The following is a 15,392-nucleotide window of genomic DNA, read 5'->3' on the forward strand; positions in this document are numbered from 1 at the left end:
GCTCGGTGCTCAACGCCCTCAACGCGGCCAGCCCGACCACCAGCCCGACCTCGGGTCCGACCTCGGGCCCGACCTCGACGCCGGGCAGCGGCACCGGCCGGATCATCGGCGTGCAGTCGGGCCGGTGCATCGACGTGCCCAACGCCACGCAGACCAACGGCACCCGGGTGCAGCTCTACGACTGCCATGGGCAGACGAACCAGCAGTGGACGTACACCGCCAGCAAGCAGCTGATGGTCTACGGCAGCAAGTGCCTCGACGCGAACGGCGCGGCCACCGCGAACGGCACCGCGATCATCATCTGGGACTGCAACGGCCAGTCCAACCAGCAGTGGAACGTCAACTCCAACGGCACCATCAGCGGCGTGCAGTCCGGCCGCTGCCTGGACGTCTGGGGCACCGGCAACGGCCAGCAGATCCAGCTGTACGACTGCCACGGGCAGGCCAACCAGCAGTGGCGGACCGAGTTCAGCGGCGGTACCACCTCGGCGCCGCCGACCTCCACGCCGCCGTCCTCGCCGCCGCCCGGTGGCTGCGCGCTCCCGTCGACCTACCGGTGGTCGTCGACCGGCGCGCTGGCGAACCCGCAGAACGGCTGGGTCTCGCTCAAGGACTTCACCAACGTGGTCTACAACGGCAAGCACCTGGTCTACGGGTCGTACGTCAACAGCAGCGGCCAGTACAGCTCGATGAACTTCAGCCCGTTCACCAACTGGTCCGACATGGCCTCGGCCGGCCAGAACGGAATGAGCCAGGGCACCGTGGCGCCCACGCTGCTGTATTTCGCCCCGAAGAACATCTGGGTGCTGGCGTACCAGTGGGGACCGACCTCGTTCAGCTACAAGACGTCGAGCGACCCGACCAACCCCAACGGCTGGTCCGCGGCACAGACGCTCTCCACCGCCAGCCTCCCCGACGCCCCGTACGGCGTGATCGACCAGACCCTCATCGGCGACGACCAGAACATGTACCTGTTCTTCGCCGGGGACAATGGCAAGATCTACCGGTCGAGCATGCCGATCGGAAACTTCCCGGGCAGCTTCGGCTCGAACTACACGACGATCATGACCGACTCGACCAACAACCTGTTCGAGGCGGTCGAGGTCTACAAGGTCCAGGGCCAGAACCAGTACCTGATGATCGTCGAGGCGATCGGGAGCCAGGGGCGCTACTTCCGCTCCTTCACCTCCAACAGCCTCAGCGGTTCGTGGACCCCGCAGGCTGCCAGCGAGAGCAACCCCTTCGCCGGCAAGGCCAACAGCGGCGCGACGTGGACCAACGACATCAGCCACGGTGACCTGGTCCGGACCAACCCAGACCAGACCAAGACCATCGACGCCTGCAACCTGCAGTTCCTGTACCAGGGCAAGAACCCCACCGCGGGCGGCGACTACAACCTGCTGCCGTGGCGGCCGGGTGTGCTGACCCTGCAGCGCTAGCGGAACGAACGGGCTTGGCCCAGGCCAACCCCGTTCGCCGACCACCCGGGCGTGTCCGGCACTCAGCGGTGCCGGGCACGCCCATTGGTGGGTCGCGCCCCGGCTGACCGGCGGTCGGCGGCCACCCGGGGCAAGCTGAGCCGGTGGAGCGCGAGTTGCTGACCGTCGGGCACGGTGCCGCCGACCGGGACCAGCTAGGCGAACTGCTGGCCGACGCGGGGATCACCCTCGTCGTGGACGTGCGGCGCTACCCGGGCAGCCGGACCAACCCGGACGTCCGGCGGGAGGCGCTGGAACGCTGGCTGCCCGAGCGCGGGATCGGCTACCGCTGGGAGCCCCGCCTCGGCGGCCGCCGGCACGTCCGCGCCGGCGAGCCGGAACCGGACACCTGGTGGACCGTCGCGGCCTTCCGGGCGTACGCGGCCCACACCCGCACGCCGGAGTTCGACGCGGCGCTGGACGAGGTGCTCGCCGACGCGGCGCGGCGGACCACCGCGGTGATGTGCAGCGAGGGCGTGTGGTGGCGCTGCCACCGGCGGCTGATCGCCGACGTCGCCGTCCTCGGTCGCGGGGTGGCCGTGGCGCACCTCATGCCGGACGGCCGGCTCAACCCGCACCGGCCGGCCGAGGGCGCCCGCCGCCTCCCCGACGGCCACCTCATCTGGGACGGCTGACCGACCCGGTGTGCCGGGCCGCTACGGGAGATCCTCGGCGAGCAGGTCCATCAGCAGGGCGTCGTGCCAGCGGCCGTCCGCGCCGCGCTCGTAACGGCGCATGATGCCCACCGGGCGGAAACCCACCTTCGCGTACGCCCGGATGGCCGCGGTGTTCGCCGCCGCCGGGTCGATGGTGAACCGGTGGTGGCCGTACTCGTCGATCAGGTGGCGGGCCAGGGTGCGGATGGCGTCCCCGCCGAGGCCGGCGCCGCGTACCGCCGGGTCGAGGAAGACGTCCAGGCTGGCGTGGCGGTAGTCGGGGTCGGTCTCGGCGTACCACTGGATCGCGCCGACCAGCCGGCCCTGGTGCTCGATCGCGTACACGGTCAGCGCGTCGTCGGCCAGGTCGGCGCGGACCGCCGCGGCCAGGTCGTCGCCGCCGCGCCACCACCGGCGCACCTCCGGGGTGGCCCGGATCGCCGCGAGGGCCGGCACGTCGTCCTCGGTCACCGGCCGCAACCTCACCGCCCGTCCGCGCAGCACGATCAGCCCCGGATCTCGCCGTGCTCGACGCAGACCGCCGACCAGCCGGTCGGCACCACCTGCACCTTCATCCGCCGCCGGCAGTGGACGCAGTAGCGCGGCGGCTCCAGCGCCCGCGCGGCCGCGCAGGCGTCGTGCCCGCCGGCGGCCGACGGCTCGCCGCACCGATCGCACCAGCGTCCCGCGCCGGCGGGCTCGGCCGGCGCCACGGGCTCGACAAGCTCGGTCACGGTCACCTCACAGGGTCGCCGACAGCGCCTTCACCGGCATCTTCAGGTCTTCGAGCAGCGCCAGGTCGGCGGTCGCCGGCCGGCCCAGCGTGGTCAGGTAGTTGCCGACGATGACCGCGTTGATGCCACCGAGCAGGCCGTCCCGGGTGCCCAGGTCGCCGAGGGTGAGCTCGCGGCCGCCCGCGTACCGGAGGATGGTGCGCGGCATGGCCAGCCGGAACGCGGCGATGGCCCGCAGCGCGTCCTTGCCCTCGACCACGGGCCGGTCGGCGAGCGGGGTGCCCGGCCGCGGGTTGAGGAAGTTCAGCGGGACCTCGTGCGGGTCCAGGTCGGCGAGCTGCGCGGCGAACTCGGCGCGCTGCTCCACCGTCTCGCCCAGGCCGAGGATGCCGCCGCAGCAGACCTCCATGCCCGACTCGCGGACCATCCTCAGCGTCTCCCAGCGCTCCTCCCAGGAGTGCGTGGTGACCACGTTCGGGAAGTAGGAGCGGCAGGTCTCCAGGTTGTGGTTGTAGCGGTGCACGCCCATCTCGACCAGCTCGTCGACCTGCTCCTGGGAGAGCATGCCCAGCGACGCCGCGACCTGGATGTCGACCTCCGCCCGGATGGCGGCCACGCCCTCGCGCATCTGCTTCATCAGCCGGGCGTCCGGGCCGCGCACGGCGGCCACGATGCAGAACTCGGTCGCCCCGGTCGCCGCGGTCTGCTTGGCCGCCTCGACCAGCGCCGGGATGTCCAGCCAGACCGAGCGGACCGGCGAGGTGAACAGGCCGGACTGCGAGCAGAAGTGGCAGTCCTCCGGGCAGCCGCCGGTCTTCAGCGAGACGATGCCCTCGACCTCGACCTCGGGGCCGCACCAGCGCATCCGCACCTCGTGGGCGAGCTGCAGCGCGGCGGGCACGTCTTCGTCGGGCAGGTTCAGCACGGCGAGGACACCGGCCTCGTCGAGGCCGACGCCGTTCTCCAGCACCTGGGTCCGGGCCTGGTCGAGGATCTCTGGCATGGCTCGTACCCTACAAGGCCGCCCAGGGGCCGGGAAACGGCCGCGTGCGGCCCCCGGAACGGCCCCGTCGGTGTCTCCGGCGAGCCGGTACGCGCCACGCCGGGGCCGCCTCGTCGGGTGGTAACTTCGCCCCGCGGCAGTGCCCCTCCGGGGCGACGATCGGCGGAGAGGGATGTGACGGTGGCGGACTGGCTGGCGGCCCTGGACCGCCGCGCCGAGCTGCGGGCCAAGGCGGGGCTCACCCGCACGCTGCGCCCGCGGGTCGCCGGCGACGCCGTGGTCGACCTGGCCGGCAACGACTACCTCGGCCTGGCCACCCACCCGGAGGTCACCGCCGCCGCCGCGCGGGCGCTGTCCGCGTACGGGCTGGGCGCGACCGGGTCGCGGCTGGTGCGCGGCTCCACCGACGTGCACCACGCGCTGGAGGACGCCCTCGCCGACTGGCTCGGCGCCGACCGGGCGCTGGTCTTCTCCTCCGGCTACCTGGCCAACCTCGCCGCCGTCCGAGGGCTGGTGCGCCCGCGTACGCTGCTCGTCTCCGACGCGCACAACCACGCCTCGCTGATCGACGGCTGCCGGATCTCCGGCGCCGAGACCGTGGTGACCCCGCACGCCGACGTCGCCGCGGTCGCCGCGGCGCTCGCCGCCGCGCCCGGCCGGCCCGCGGTGGTGGTCACCGAGTCGGTCTTCTCGGTCGACGGCGACCTCGCCCCGCTCGCGGAGCTGCACGCGGTGGCCCGCCGGCACGGCGCGTTGCTGCTGGTCGACGACGCCCACGCGCTCGGCGTCACCGGGCCGGCCGGCGCCGGCGGGGTGGCCGCCGCCGGGCTCGCCGGCGAGCCGGACGTCGTGATCACCGCCACCCTCTCCAAGGCGCTCGGCGGGGCCGGCGGCGTGGTGGCCGGCCCCGCCGAGTTCGTCCGGCACCTGGTGGAGACCGGGCGGACGTTCATCTTCGACACCGCCCCGCCGCCGGCGGTGGCGGCCGGTGTGCTGGCGGCGGTGCGGCTGGCCCGGGCCGGCGACGCGCTCCGCGCCGAGCTGGCCGACCGGGCCGCCCTCGCGGTCCGCCGGCTCGGCGCGGCCGGGCTGGCGGTCTCCGCGCCGGACGCGGCGGTGGTCTCCGTCACCGCGCCCGGCCCGGAGGCGGCGACCGCCTGGGCGGCCGACTGCCGGGACCGGGGTGTCGCGGTGGGCTGCTTCCGGCCGCCGTCCACCCCGGACAGCCGGTCCCGGCTCCGGCTGACCATCAGCGCCGGCGTGGCCCGGCAGGATTTCGAACGGGCCCTCGACGTGATCGTGGAGTGTGCGCCATGACGGGTGGCTGGACCGGTCCGGTGCTGGTCACCGGCACGGACACCGAGGTGGGCAAGACCGTGGTGACCGCGGCGATCGCCGCGGCGGCGCAGGCCGCCGGGCTGCGGGTCGCGGTGGTCAAGCCCGGTCAGACCGGTACGGCCACCGGTGAGCCCGGTGACGTCGACTCGATCACCCGGCTGGCCGCCCCGCCCACCGGCCGGACCCTGGCCAGCTACCCGGACCCGCTCGCCCCGCTCGCCGCGGCCCGGGTGGCCGAGCTGGAGCCGCTGGAGCTCTACGCCGCCGTCGACGCGATCCGCGAGGAGGCCGACAAGCACGACCTGGTGCTCGTCGAGGGGGCCGGCGGGCTGCTCGTGCCGATGGGGCTGCGGCCGTCGGGCGAGCCCTGGACGGTGGCCGACCTGGCGGTGTCGCTGGGCGCGCCGGCGGTGGTGGTGGCTCGCGCCGGCCTCGGCACGCTCAACCACACCGCGCTCACCCTGGAGGCCCTGGAACGGCGGGCGATCCCGGCGGGCGTGGTCATCGGCGCCTGGCCGGCGGAGCCGGAGCTGGTGCACTGGCTCAACTTGTCCGACCTGGTGCCGAACCTCCTCGGCGCGGTGCCGACGGGCGCCGGCGCGATGGACCCGGGGGTCTTCCGCCGCTCCGCGCCGGGCTGGCTCACCCCGGCCCTGTACGGCGTGCTGGACGACTGGCGCGCCTGGGCCGAGGACGCCGGCTGACCCTGACTTTCGTCGGTGCCGCGGTGGCCGTCGGCCGCCGGCTGCCGTTTGGCGGCGGTGGTGCTCGGCTTGCTCTTCGCGGGGGTGTTCCCGTGGCTGCTCGGCCGGCTCCGCTGGCGGCAGCGGGCCCTGCGCGAGCGGGTCAGGCTCGCCGGGGGCGTGCTCGGCGCGGGCCCTCGGTCCGGCGGCTTCGCCGTGTCCGCACGACTGCCGCTGGCCACCGACCCGGCCGTCCTTCCAACCGGTCGACCCGGGCCGGACGCTGCTTCGCTCGCCCGGCCAGGCTCGGCGATCTCGCTCGAACCCACCGGCCGAGGCGCGGCGGCAGCCCAGCCGGCGAGCAGCACGGTCAGGGTGAGTCACCGTGCCCGGCTGTCGAGTTGAGTCGGATACGACATCAGCGGGCCGCGTCGACAGCGGCCCCCGCTTTGGCCGAAAGGTCGGCCGTCCCGACGGGCGTCCCCTCCCGGTGAGTCGTTTGCGACATCAGCTCGAAAGGCGCGACGGAGGGGACTGTCGGGTCGGTCGCGGCGGGAACGCCGCGCCGGTCAGTCCCGCCCGATCACGAACGCGTCCGGCATCCGGAAGGTGAGGTTGTCCGGGCACCACGGCGCGCGGACCACTGTCACGCCGTCGAGCAGCGCGGCCGCCTCGGCGACCACCACCGCCGCCTCCATCCGGGCCAGTTGCGCGCCCACGCACCGGTGCGCGCCGGCGCCGAACGCCAGATGTCGGCGGGAGCCGCGCTGTCCGGGCCGGAACTCGTCCGGCGCGGCCACCACCGCCGCGTCCCGGCCGGCCCGGGCCAGCCACGCCACGATGCTGGTGCCGGCCGGTACGGCGGCGTCGCCGAGGGTGGTGTCGACGGCGGCTACCCGCCGCCAGGTGACGATCGGTGGTTCCAGCCGCAGCCCCTCCTCGACGACGTCGGCGACGGCGATCTCGCCCCGCCGCAGGCCGGCGCGGACCTCCGGCTCGCCGACCAGCCGGTGCAGCAGCAGGGTGAGGAACTGGGAGGTGGTCTCCTGGCCGGCGACCAGCAGGAAGAAGAGCGCGCCGACGACCACGTCGGGGGAGTGGCCGGCGGCGCGCAGCCGGGCGGCGAGCCCGCCGCCGGTGGTGGCGAAGGCGCGCAGCACGGTGTGGAACCTGCCGACCTCGGCGGCGAGGGCGAGCTGCCGCGCCTCGTCCAGCGGCGCCCAGAAGAGTTCCAGCGCGGCCCGGGCGAAGTCCTTGACCGCGCCGACCGGCGCGTCCGGCAGCTCGACCAGCCGGGCCAGCACCAGCAGCGGCAGGTCGGCGGCGAGCTCGGCGTACAGGTCGACCGGCCGGCCGGCGTCGAGGGCGGCGGCGAGTCCGGCCACCCGCCGCCGGACCAGGGCGGTCAGCCAGGGTTGCTGCGCGGCCACCCGGTCCGGGTGCAGGGCGTCGGCGACGATGCCCCGGATCTCCGGGTGGCTGGCCGACGAGTTGTTGGCCAGCGTCGGCGGCAGCCGGAAGCGGTGCCCGGCCAGGACCCGCAGGGCGGCCACCGGGATCGGGGTCACCGCGTCGAGGGCGTTGTCCGGGCGGAACGTCGCCGGGTCGGTGAGCAGCCGCCGGACCAGCGCGTGCCGGGTCACCACCAGATGGGGTACGCCGACGTGGTCGACCACCGTGGCCACGTCCGGCCACGACCCGTCGACGGACTCGCCCCAGCCCCGGAACAGCACGGCGACACGCTAACGGGCGGCTCCCGGCGGGGACGGGTCCAGTTCCCACACGGTGGTGTGCTTCACCCGTACGCTCTCCAGCGCCTCGGTCACCGGCACGTCGTACCCGGCCAGCTCGTGGAAGCGCTCGCGGGGCAGGAACGCCCGGCCGGGGTCGCCGACCAGCACCCGGGACCCGGACCGGGCGGCCCGGAGCAGGAAGCGCAGCATCCGCTTCGCCATCGCCTCGCTGTAGAAGACGTCGCCGGCGAGCACCACCTCGGCGTCCCCGGCGTCGCCGTCCAGGACGTCGCCGAGTTCGGCATCGACGCGTACCCCGTTGGCCTCGGCGTTGAGCGCGACGGCCGCGACGGCCCGCTCGTCCACCTCGACGGCCCGGACGGCGGCCGCGCCGGCCCGGGCGGCCGCGATGGCGACCAGGCCGGAGCCGGAGGCGAGGTCGAGCACCCGGCGGCCGGCGACCAGCCCGGGGTGGTCGGTGACGTAGCGGGCGAGCGCCTGCCCGCCGGCCCAGGCGAAGGCCCAGAACGGTGGCGGCTGGGCGCTGCGGAACTCGCCCTCGGTCAGCTCCCACAGGCCGATCGGCTCGTCGGCCTGGTGCAGTCGCACCTCGGGGACGAAGGCGACCGGGGCGAGCCGGGCGTGCAGCCGGACGAAGGCCGCAGACAGGTCGGACATCCGGTGATTCTGTCGTACGCCGGAACCCGCGCCGCCGCCGATCCCGGGCGTGTCGCGGGGTGGGTGTGACCGGTTCACCACCGAGCGTGATAACGGCCCCCACGCTTGGCGATCCGTGCGAACACGCCCCTCTACCGGCCCGCCGGTGGCGCTCCTAGCGTTCGGGGTGGACGCGACCGACGGGAGGGCGAGGCGGTGGTGAGCGTGTGGCGCAACGTGCTGCGGGTCGGGGTGGTGCTGACCTGCCTGTCCGGGGCGGGTCTCGGCGCGGCCGTGCCGGCCCGGGCGGCGGCCGCGTTCGCCACCGAGCTGACCGGCCTGCCGGACGAGTTCACCGCCGGCGACCGGGTGGAGACCCTGTCCGCGGTGGTGTCCCGGTCCGACGGCGGCGGCTGCGTCAAGGTGCGCTGGTCGATGCTGCTGGAGGTGCGCGGGCTGCGGCTGGATCAGGTCAAGGTGGACCGGGTGGAGGAGAACGGCTCCTTCCCGCTGGAGATCCGGACCGAGGGGGACGTGGCCCGGCTGACCGACCGGGAACTGGACCCGGGCCTGCTCTGCCCGGGCCGTACCGTCACCGCCCGCTACCGGGTGGCCTTCGCCGAGGACGTCAGTCGGGGACGGGTGAGCTTCGCCGCCGAGGCGTACGACCAGAGCCTGCGCCTGCTGGCCCGGCAGACCGCCACCCGTCAGGTGGTGGGGGAGGACGCCGCGGCCGAGCCGACCCGGGCGGCGCCGGAGCCGACGGCGGCCACCGCCGAGCCGACCGACCCGGCGACGGCCGAGCCGGTGACCGAGGAACCCGCGGAGGCCACGCCGGAGGACGATGCGGTCGTCGAGCCGCCGGCCGCCGCCGCGGGCCGGCCGGTCTCCACCTCGGGCGGGTTCGGCGTGGTCCAGGCCGCCTTCCTCCTCGGTGGCCTGCTGCTCTTCCTCGGCGCGGGGCTGCTGCTGCGGATGCGGCGCCTGCTGCGCGGCGATTGAGTCCCGCTTTACAAAAAGTCGCCTCTTGTAAAACGGCGTGACGGCTGCCACAGTCGGGGCACGAGTCCACCGATCGGAGGTTGACGATGGCCGCCGCCCCGACGTCCTGGCGCGACACCCGCAAACCGCTCTGGCCGCTCGCCCTGCTCGTCCCCGTGCTGCCCGCCGTCGGTTGGGCGGTCTGGCACGGCACCGGTGCCCCCTGGGCGTGGTGGCTCACCCCGGTGGTGGTCTTCGGACTGATCCCGGCGGTGGACCTGCTCATCGGGGACGACCGGGAGAACCCGCCGGAGGAGGCGGTGCCGGCGCTGCAGGCGGACGGCTACTACCGCTGGCTCACCTACCTGTGGCTGCCCGCCCAGTACGCGGCCCTGGTGCTCTGCTGCGCGGTCTGGGCCCGGCACGAGCTGTCCTGGGTGGCCGCCGCCGGGCTGGTCGCCACCGCCGGGGTGGTCGACGGCATCGCCATCAACACCGCCCACGAGCTGGGGCACAAACGCGAGACGGCGGAGCGCTGGCTCTCCAAGATCGCCCTCGCGCCGACCGCGTACGGGCACTTCTACGTCGAGCACAACCGGGGCCACCACACCCGCGTCGCCACCCCGGAGGACCCGGCCAGCTCGCGACTGGGGGAGAGCTTCTGGGCGTTCTGGCCGCGTACCGTCCTCGGCAGCCTGCGCTCGGCGTGGCGGCTGGAGACGAGCCGGTTCCGGCTGCGCGGCCGTACCCCCTGGACCTGGCGCAACGACGTGCTCAACGCCTGGGCGATGACCGCGCTGCTCTACGCGCTCCTCGCGGTCGCCTTCGGGCCCGGCGTGCTGGTGTTCCTCGCCCTGCAGGCGGTGGTCGGCTTCTCGCTGCTCGAGGTGGTCAACTATCTGGAGCACTACGGCCTGGCCCGGCAGCGCACCGCAGCCGGCCGCTACGAGAAGGTCGATCCCCGGCACAGCTGGAACAGCGACCGGATCGTCACCAACGTCTTCCTCTTCCAGCTCCAACGGCACAGCGACCACCACGCCAACCCGCTGCGCCGCTACCAGACGCTGCGCAGCTTCGACGCCTCGCCGCAGCTGCCCGCCGGCTACGCCACCATGGTGGTCACCGCGCTGGTGCCGCCGCTCTGGCGGCGGGTGATGGACCATCGGGTGCTCGCCCACTACGGCGGCGAGCTCGACCTGGCCAACGTCCACCCGCCGGCCCGGGACCGGCTGCGGGCGGCCCGCCGCCCGGTGGTCAGTCCAGCGCGGCCGGCTCCAGACCCAGCTCCCGGGCCGCCACCAGGCGGATCCACTCGGCGATCTGCCGCCGGGTGATCACCCGCTCGTGCACCGAGAGCTGCACCGCGAGACCGTCCATCACCGCGCTGATCCGCCACGCCGCACCGGCCGGGTCGGGGCAGTCGAAGGTGCCGTCCGCCACCCCGGCGCTGATCACCGCGGCCAGGTCCTGCCGCCAGCGCAGGTCGAGCCGGCGGGAGACCTTCTCCAGCTCCGGGGTGCGCAGCGACTCGGCCCAGCCGTCGATCCACATGGACCAGGAGGTGGAGCGGCCGGTCGGGGCGTACAGCCGGAGCATCCGGCGCAGCTTGGTCAGCGGCGGGGCGGAGGAGTGCACCACCGCGTCGAGCTTGGCCAGGTCCTGTTCGACGGCGTACGCGAAGGCCTGCGCGAGCATCCGGTCCTTGGTGGCGAAGTGGTAGAACACCAGGGCCTGGCTGACCCCGGCGGCCTCGGCCACGTCGGCCGTCCGGGTGTTGGCGAGCCCCCGCTCCGCGATCACGTCACATGCCGTGCGAAGCAGGGCGTCCAGGCGGATCTCGGCGGCGCGTCTCGTCACGCCCGTTACCGTAGCCCATCCCATTGACCACGAGGAGTCACCGATGCGGCCGGTCGGCCGGGCGCGAGTCGGATCCCGGACAGTTTCCCGTCCGGACGCGCGACGGCACCCACCCAGGCTCCTAGGAAGCCCGGGAGGGGCGCCGGCGTCACCCGGACGGGCCCGGGAGGGACCCCCGATTTGGCAACCGTTCCCGGGCTCGGCTAAAGTTCTCATCCGTCACCGGAAAACACCGGGGGCACGCGGACGTAGCGCAGCTGGTAGCGCATCACCTTGCCAAGGTGAGGGTCGCGGGTTCGAATCCCGTCGTCCGCTCGGAGATGCCGCCACGCATGTCGGGGGCAACCTCGGTGGAGTGGCCGAGAGGCGAGGCAACGGCCTGCAAAGCCGTGTACACGGGTTCAAATCCCGTCTCCACCTCGGCAGTAGACGAGGGCGATTGGCGCAGTGGGAGCGCGCTTCCTTGACACGGAAGAGGTCACTGGTTCAAACCCAGTATCGCCCACCAGCACAGAGGCCGTGTCGATCATCGACACGGCCTCTTCGCACGTACGCGTCATAGCGGCGGGGCGACGTCCCGCCGCTCCTCGACCCGCCGGTACTCGACCGGCTCGGAGGTGGTGACCACCTCGCGGCGGCGGCCCCAGACCAGCGTGGTCATGATCAGGCCGAGCACGCCGGCGGCCATCAGGATCCAGCCGATGACGTCGAGGTTGACGCCGCCGATGCTGGCGTCGAGCGCGAACGTGAGGATCGCGCCGACCGCGATCAGGAAGATGCTGGTACCGATTCCCACGACAGCCTCCTTCAGGGGATGGTGGTGTGCTGTCGATGGAAGTCAGTACCCAGCCGGTCACCGGCCCAATCGCAGGTCGGGGCCGCGACGGTCGAGGGGTCGGCGGGTCGGCTCGACCGGCGATCTTGCCATCGGGTACAGTTCTCCCGTCGCCGCCGCAAAGCGGTGACACGCGGACGTAGCGCAGCTGGTAGCGCATCACCTTGCCAAGGTGAGGGTCGCGGGTTCGAATCCCGTCGTCCGCTCGCAATCCGCTCTCGGGCGATTGGCGCAGTGGGAGCGCGCTTCCTTGACACGGAAGAGGTCACTGGTTCAAACCCAGTATCGCCCACCATGATCGGCCCAGCTCGATGAGCTGGGCCGTTTCGTTTACGCCCACGGTCGGCGCGGGGATGCCCGGCCCGGCGGCCGTCCGGCCCCCGTCGGTGCTCAGGAGTCCTGGCGCAGGGCCAGTGCCGGGCACATCGCGATCGCCTTCCGGGCCCCGGCGGCCAGCCAGGGCGGCACCGGCGCGTCGGACATGGCGGGGAAGCCGTTCGCGTCCAACGTGATCAACTCCGGGGCGAGCTGGGCGCAGAGCCCGTGCCCGTCGCACCGGGACCAGTCCACCACGAGCCGGCCACCCGTCGAGTCCTCACCCTCGGGCAACGGCAGGACGCCGCGTACCGGGTCGCCGCAGCCGCCCCGGGCCAGGTGCGCCGCGATGTCCGCGGTGAACGTGTCGATCGCGGAAAGGGCGAACCGGGCGGTGCCGTCCGGGTGGCTGCACGCGCCCCGGCCGCGTACCCCGCCGGCGGCGCCGCGGACCTGGTCCAGGGCCGCGGCGCCGCCGCTGCCGTCGATGATCGTGCTGATCGCCCGGGCCAGGTCGGGCAGGCCCAACTGGCAGGGGCCGCACTGCCCGGCCGACTGGCCGGCGAGATAGCGGAGCACCCGGCGCGCTTCGCCGAGCGGGCAGGTCCCGTCGCCGAGGGGAAGGACGATGCCGGCGCCGAGGGTGCCGCCGACCGCGGCCAGGCCGGCCCGGGAGACCACCGCGTCCGCGGCCGCCGCCGGGCCGATCCAGGTGCCGTGGAAGCCGCCGAGCAGCACGCCGGGCCCGACCGGCGCGGCGCAGCCGTCGAGCACGTCCCGCAGGGGTACGCCCGCCGGCACCTCCAGCACGGCCGGCCGGCGGGCGGACCCGCCCACGGTGAGCAGCACGGTGCCGGGCTCGTCGGCGGTGCCGACCTCGCCGAAGGCGTACGGCCCGAGCCGGGCGGCGACCGCCAGCTGCGCGTACGTCTCGGCGTTGGAGAGCAGCGTGGGGCGGCCGCCCACCCCGGCATCGCTCGCCCGGCCCTTCCGGCCCGGCGGGATCGGCACGTCCCCGTTGATGCCCCGGATCAGTGCTCCGCTCTCACCCGAGATGAACCGGTGCGGCATGGTCACCAACCGGGTCGGCGCCGGCATCCGGCGCTCGGCGACGGCCGCGAGCACGGAGCCGGTGGCGACCCCGTCGTCGGCCACCCCGATCACGATGCTCTCGGCGTCGAGCGCGTGCGCCGCCAGGGCCGCCCCGTCCAGCACCAGGTGCGGCGCGCGGGTGAGCAGCACCTTGTCCTTCCAACTGGCGGGTTCGCCCTCCGTGCCGTTCACGACCACGGTGACCGGCAGCTCCCGCCGCTGCGCCGACCGGGCCACCGCGTCCAGTTTGCGGGCGAACGGGAAGCCGGCCCCGCCGCGGCCCCGCAGGTTGATCAGTTCGGCGAGGTCGAGGGCGGTGATCAGATCGAGCGGGCGGAGTTCCCCGTGCACGGCCAGGTGCATCCGCAGGTCCAGGCGTTCGGCGCGGTCGAGGCCGGCGGTCAGGCGGGGCGGACCGAGGCACCCGACGACGGCAACTCTCACCGGCCGACCTCGTTGCGGATGTACGCCCAGAACTCCTCATCGGTGATCTCGGCGGTCTCGTCGAGGCCGCGGGCCGCGGCAGCGGATGCGCCCGGTACCCGCTGTTCCGGCGGCTCGGGTCGTGCCGGCGCTTTGCGTGCCGGCGGCTCGGGGCGTGCGGGTGGTTCGGGTCGTGCCGGTGGCTCGCGGCGTGCCGCTGGCGCATTGCGTGCCGGCGGCTCGGGGCGTGCCATTGGCTCGGGTCGTGCCGGTGGCTCCCGGCGCGCCGGTGGCGCGTTGCGTGCCGGTGACTCCGTGCGGGCCGGCTCCGTGCCGTGCCGGCCGGCCAAGGCGGGGTGGGGCGGCGAGACCGGCCCGTCCTCCCGCAGCGGTTGGTAGGGCCGGTAGCCGCTGGCGCGGCTGACCCGGGTCGGCGATGGCGGTTCCCCAAGCCCGGTCGGCGATGGCGGTTCCGCGCGCCCCGCCGGCGATGCGGACCGAGCCCGCTTCGGTTCGGTACGCGCGGCCGGTTCGGTACGCGCGGCCGGCTCAGCGGGCACGGCCGGCTCGGCGGGTCGGATCGATCCGCTCGGCTCGACGTCGGCCCACTCGGTCCGGCCGAGGCTGGGGAGGAGGACGCTCGTGGCGAGCGGTGTCGCGTCGGCCGCTGCTGGCTGCCCCACCGGGCGCAGGCGCCGGATGGTCTGCGCCTTGGCCAGGTGGGCGCGGCGGCTCAGGGCCACGAAGAAGCGCACCAGCAGCGCCAGGGCGACGAGCGCCACGCAGATGGCGTAGCTGACCAGCACCCAGCTCTTGGCGGACCGGCCGGCCCCGAGCCCGTGGATCAGGGCGAGCAGCCAGGCCGCGTACGCGCTGGCGTGCAGGACCCGCCAGCGGCCCGGCTGCTGGCTGTGGGCGTACGAGGCGCGGGTGACACCGGTCCAGGTGGCCACGATCATGAGGTAGCCGGCCAGCGTGCCGAGACCGACCTGAACGGGGCGGTGGCTGGCGAGGAAGGGGATCGCCGGATCCCACAGGTGGGCGTGGCCCTCCACCAGCTTGGTCGTCACGTGGATCGCCAGGCAGACCATGGCGGTCGCCGCGGTGGCGCGGTGCACGAGTTGCAGCAGGATCCGGTGGCGGATCAGCAGGAGCAGCCGGTCGGTCGCCGCGAGGCCGATCATCACCGTGATCGACAGACCGACCAGACTGAACACTCCGGTGAAGAACTCCAGGAACGCGAAGGACCCCGCGATGGCGGCCCGACCCGGCGGGGTGAAGCTCGCCGCGACCACCACGACCACGGCCGCGCCGACGGCGACCGGCCGCAGGCCGCCGCGAGGTGCGGGCCGGCTGGCGAGACCTGCGCTACGCAGGGATGATCGGCCCGCCCTGGCGCTGTCCATGTCACCTCCGGACCTTCGTGGCGCGCTGAGCGGTCAGCGCGCCCGACCCATCGGGCCGGGCGGGATGCCGGAGGGTTCATACCAAGGTGGATCCCTTGAGGGCAAAGGCCTTCATGAGGATTTAAGGTTCGCTGGATACGCCGCTGGCCGGCACCCCGTGTTGTCGGGGTGCCGGCCAGCGGCGTTAGTTCAGGTGTCAGT

General features: G+C 74.2%; 16 protein-coding genes and 5 tRNA genes. 12 read left to right on the forward strand and 9 right to left on the reverse strand.

Translation table 11 applies throughout. The features are described from left to right. Window positions 1-1,439: non-reducing end alpha-L-arabinofuranosidase family hydrolase (locus EFE23_RS24560; RefSeq protein ID WP_199737216.1), on the forward strand; the 1,439-nt coding region annotated here is incomplete at its 5' end. Between the two features lie 143 nt (window positions 1,440-1,582). After that, complete coding sequence (locus EFE23_RS24565; RefSeq protein ID WP_123243288.1) at window positions 1,583-2,113, forward strand: DUF488 domain-containing protein; 531 nt, start codon at window positions 1,583-1,585, stop codon at window positions 2,111-2,113. 21 nt (window positions 2,114-2,134) lie between these two features. On the opposite strand, the gene EFE23_RS24570 is transcribed toward EFE23_RS24565, so the two are convergent. From EFE23_RS24570 to bioB, 3 genes are read right to left on the reverse strand one after another with little or no spacing between them, the layout of a single operon-like run. After that, window positions 2,135-2,641 carry a GNAT family N-acetyltransferase gene (locus EFE23_RS24570; protein WP_373684039.1) on the reverse strand — a complete coding sequence of 169 codons (507 nt, stop codon included), beginning with the start codon at window positions 2,639-2,641 and terminating at the stop codon, window positions 2,135-2,137. Then, window positions 2,641-2,868, reverse strand: a complete 228-nt coding sequence (gene bsaP / locus EFE23_RS24575; RefSeq protein ID WP_123243300.1) for a biotin synthase auxiliary protein BsaP — start codon at window positions 2,866-2,868, stop codon at window positions 2,641-2,643. Before bsaP ends, EFE23_RS24570 begins: the two co-directional genes overlap by 1 nt. Before the next feature lie 7 nt (window positions 2,869-2,875). After that, a complete protein-coding gene (gene bioB, locus EFE23_RS24580; RefSeq protein ID WP_123243290.1) occupies window positions 2,876-3,871 on the reverse strand; it encodes a biotin synthase BioB in 996 nt (331 codons plus the stop codon). A gap of 180 nt (window positions 3,872-4,051) precedes the next feature. On the opposite strand from bioB, the gene EFE23_RS24585 reads away from it, so the two are divergent. The 3 genes from EFE23_RS24585 to EFE23_RS24595 are packed head-to-tail and all read left to right on the forward strand — an operon-like array spanning window position 4,052 to window position 6,297. Next, entirely contained in the window at window positions 4,052-5,188 is a 1,137-nt protein-coding gene (locus tag EFE23_RS24585; RefSeq protein ID WP_123243301.1) for an 8-amino-7-oxononanoate synthase, read from the forward strand. Next, window positions 5,185-5,913, forward strand: coding sequence for a dethiobiotin synthase (bioD, locus tag EFE23_RS24590; RefSeq protein WP_123243291.1), 729 nt, complete (start codon window positions 5,185-5,187; stop codon window positions 5,911-5,913). Before EFE23_RS24585 ends, bioD begins: the two co-directional genes overlap by 4 nt. A 60-nt stretch (window positions 5,914-5,973) precedes the next feature. Then, the gene (locus EFE23_RS24595) at window positions 5,974-6,297 is read left to right on the forward strand and encodes an ATP-binding protein (protein WP_158675916.1); all 324 of its coding nucleotides are present in this window, start codon (window positions 5,974-5,976) and stop codon (window positions 6,295-6,297) included. A 164-nt stretch (window positions 6,298-6,461) separates the two neighbouring features. Here the strand turns inward: EFE23_RS24595 and EFE23_RS24600 are convergent, their stop codons facing one another. Together EFE23_RS24600 and EFE23_RS24605 are read right to left on the reverse strand one after the other, a co-directional pair. Further along, window positions 6,462-7,625: a cytochrome P450 gene (locus EFE23_RS24600; protein ID WP_123243293.1), complete on the reverse strand. Its 1,164-nt coding sequence runs from the start codon at window positions 7,623-7,625 to the stop codon at window positions 6,462-6,464. 9 nt (window positions 7,626-7,634) lie between these two features. Beyond that, window positions 7,635-8,303 carry a class I SAM-dependent methyltransferase gene (locus EFE23_RS24605; RefSeq protein ID WP_123243294.1) on the reverse strand — a complete coding sequence of 223 codons (669 nt, stop codon included), beginning with the start codon at window positions 8,301-8,303 and terminating at the stop codon, window positions 7,635-7,637. A 198-nt stretch (window positions 8,304-8,501) separates the two neighbouring features. On the opposite strand from EFE23_RS24605, the gene EFE23_RS24610 reads away from it, so the two are divergent. Both EFE23_RS24610 and EFE23_RS24615 read left to right on the forward strand, forming a co-directional pair. Continuing rightward, window positions 8,502-9,284, forward strand: a complete 783-nt coding sequence (locus EFE23_RS24610) for a hypothetical protein (RefSeq protein WP_123243302.1) — start codon at window positions 8,502-8,504, stop codon at window positions 9,282-9,284. Between the two features lie 86 nt (window positions 9,285-9,370). Further along, window positions 9,371-10,597 (forward strand): alkane 1-monooxygenase, encoded by a 1,227-nt coding sequence (locus EFE23_RS24615; RefSeq protein WP_123243295.1) that lies wholly within the window; start codon window positions 9,371-9,373, stop codon window positions 10,595-10,597. Here the strand turns inward: EFE23_RS24615 and EFE23_RS24620 are convergent. Then, window positions 10,518-11,120, reverse strand: a complete 603-nt coding sequence (locus EFE23_RS24620; RefSeq protein WP_123243296.1) for a TetR/AcrR family transcriptional regulator — start codon at window positions 11,118-11,120, stop codon at window positions 10,518-10,520. The genes EFE23_RS24615 and EFE23_RS24620 overlap by 80 nt on opposite strands. A gap of 242 nt (window positions 11,121-11,362) precedes the next feature. Here EFE23_RS24620 and EFE23_RS24625 point away from each other — a divergent pair. The 3 genes from EFE23_RS24625 (at window position 11,363) to EFE23_RS24635 (ending at window position 11,628) form a co-directional block, all read left to right on the forward strand. After that, window positions 11,363-11,435, forward strand: a tRNA-Gly gene (locus EFE23_RS24625). A gap of 34 nt (window positions 11,436-11,469) precedes the next feature. Then, window positions 11,470-11,540: transfer RNA gene (locus EFE23_RS24630), tRNA-Cys, on the forward strand. A gap of 13 nt (window positions 11,541-11,553) precedes the next feature. Next, window positions 11,554-11,628, forward strand: a tRNA-Val gene (locus EFE23_RS24635). Window positions 11,629-11,676: 48 nt separating this feature from the next. Here EFE23_RS24635 and EFE23_RS24640 read toward each other — a convergent pair. Then, the gene (locus EFE23_RS24640) at window positions 11,677-11,916 is read right to left on the reverse strand and encodes a DUF6458 family protein (protein ID WP_123243297.1); all 240 of its coding nucleotides are present in this window, start codon (window positions 11,914-11,916) and stop codon (window positions 11,677-11,679) included. 172 nt (window positions 11,917-12,088) lie between these two features. On the opposite strand from EFE23_RS24640, the gene EFE23_RS24645 reads away from it, so the two are divergent. Both EFE23_RS24645 and EFE23_RS24650 read left to right on the forward strand, forming a co-directional pair. Continuing rightward, window positions 12,089-12,161: transfer RNA gene (locus tag EFE23_RS24645), tRNA-Gly, on the forward strand. Window positions 12,162-12,175: 14 nt separating this feature from the next. Then, window positions 12,176-12,250 (forward strand) — tRNA-Val (locus EFE23_RS24650). 95 nt (window positions 12,251-12,345) lie between these two features. On the opposite strand, the gene EFE23_RS24655 is transcribed toward EFE23_RS24650, so the two are convergent. Beyond that, on the reverse strand, window positions 12,346-13,806 hold the full coding sequence (locus tag EFE23_RS24655) for an NADH-quinone oxidoreductase subunit NuoF family protein (protein WP_233601132.1): 1,461 nt from the start codon (window positions 13,804-13,806) through the stop codon (window positions 12,346-12,348). Further along, window positions 13,803-15,191 (reverse strand): ferric reductase-like transmembrane domain-containing protein, encoded by a 1,389-nt coding sequence (locus tag EFE23_RS24660; RefSeq protein ID WP_148058519.1) that lies wholly within the window; start codon window positions 15,189-15,191, stop codon window positions 13,803-13,805. The genes EFE23_RS24655 and EFE23_RS24660 overlap by 4 nt, the downstream gene beginning before the upstream one ends. Between the last annotated feature and the right edge of the window lie 201 nt (window positions 15,192-15,392).

Origin of the sequence: Micromonospora solifontis (assembly GCF_003725545.1) — a bacterium.
GTDB classification, from domain to species: Bacteria; Actinomycetota; Actinomycetes; order Mycobacteriales; family Micromonosporaceae; genus Micromonospora; species Micromonospora solifontis.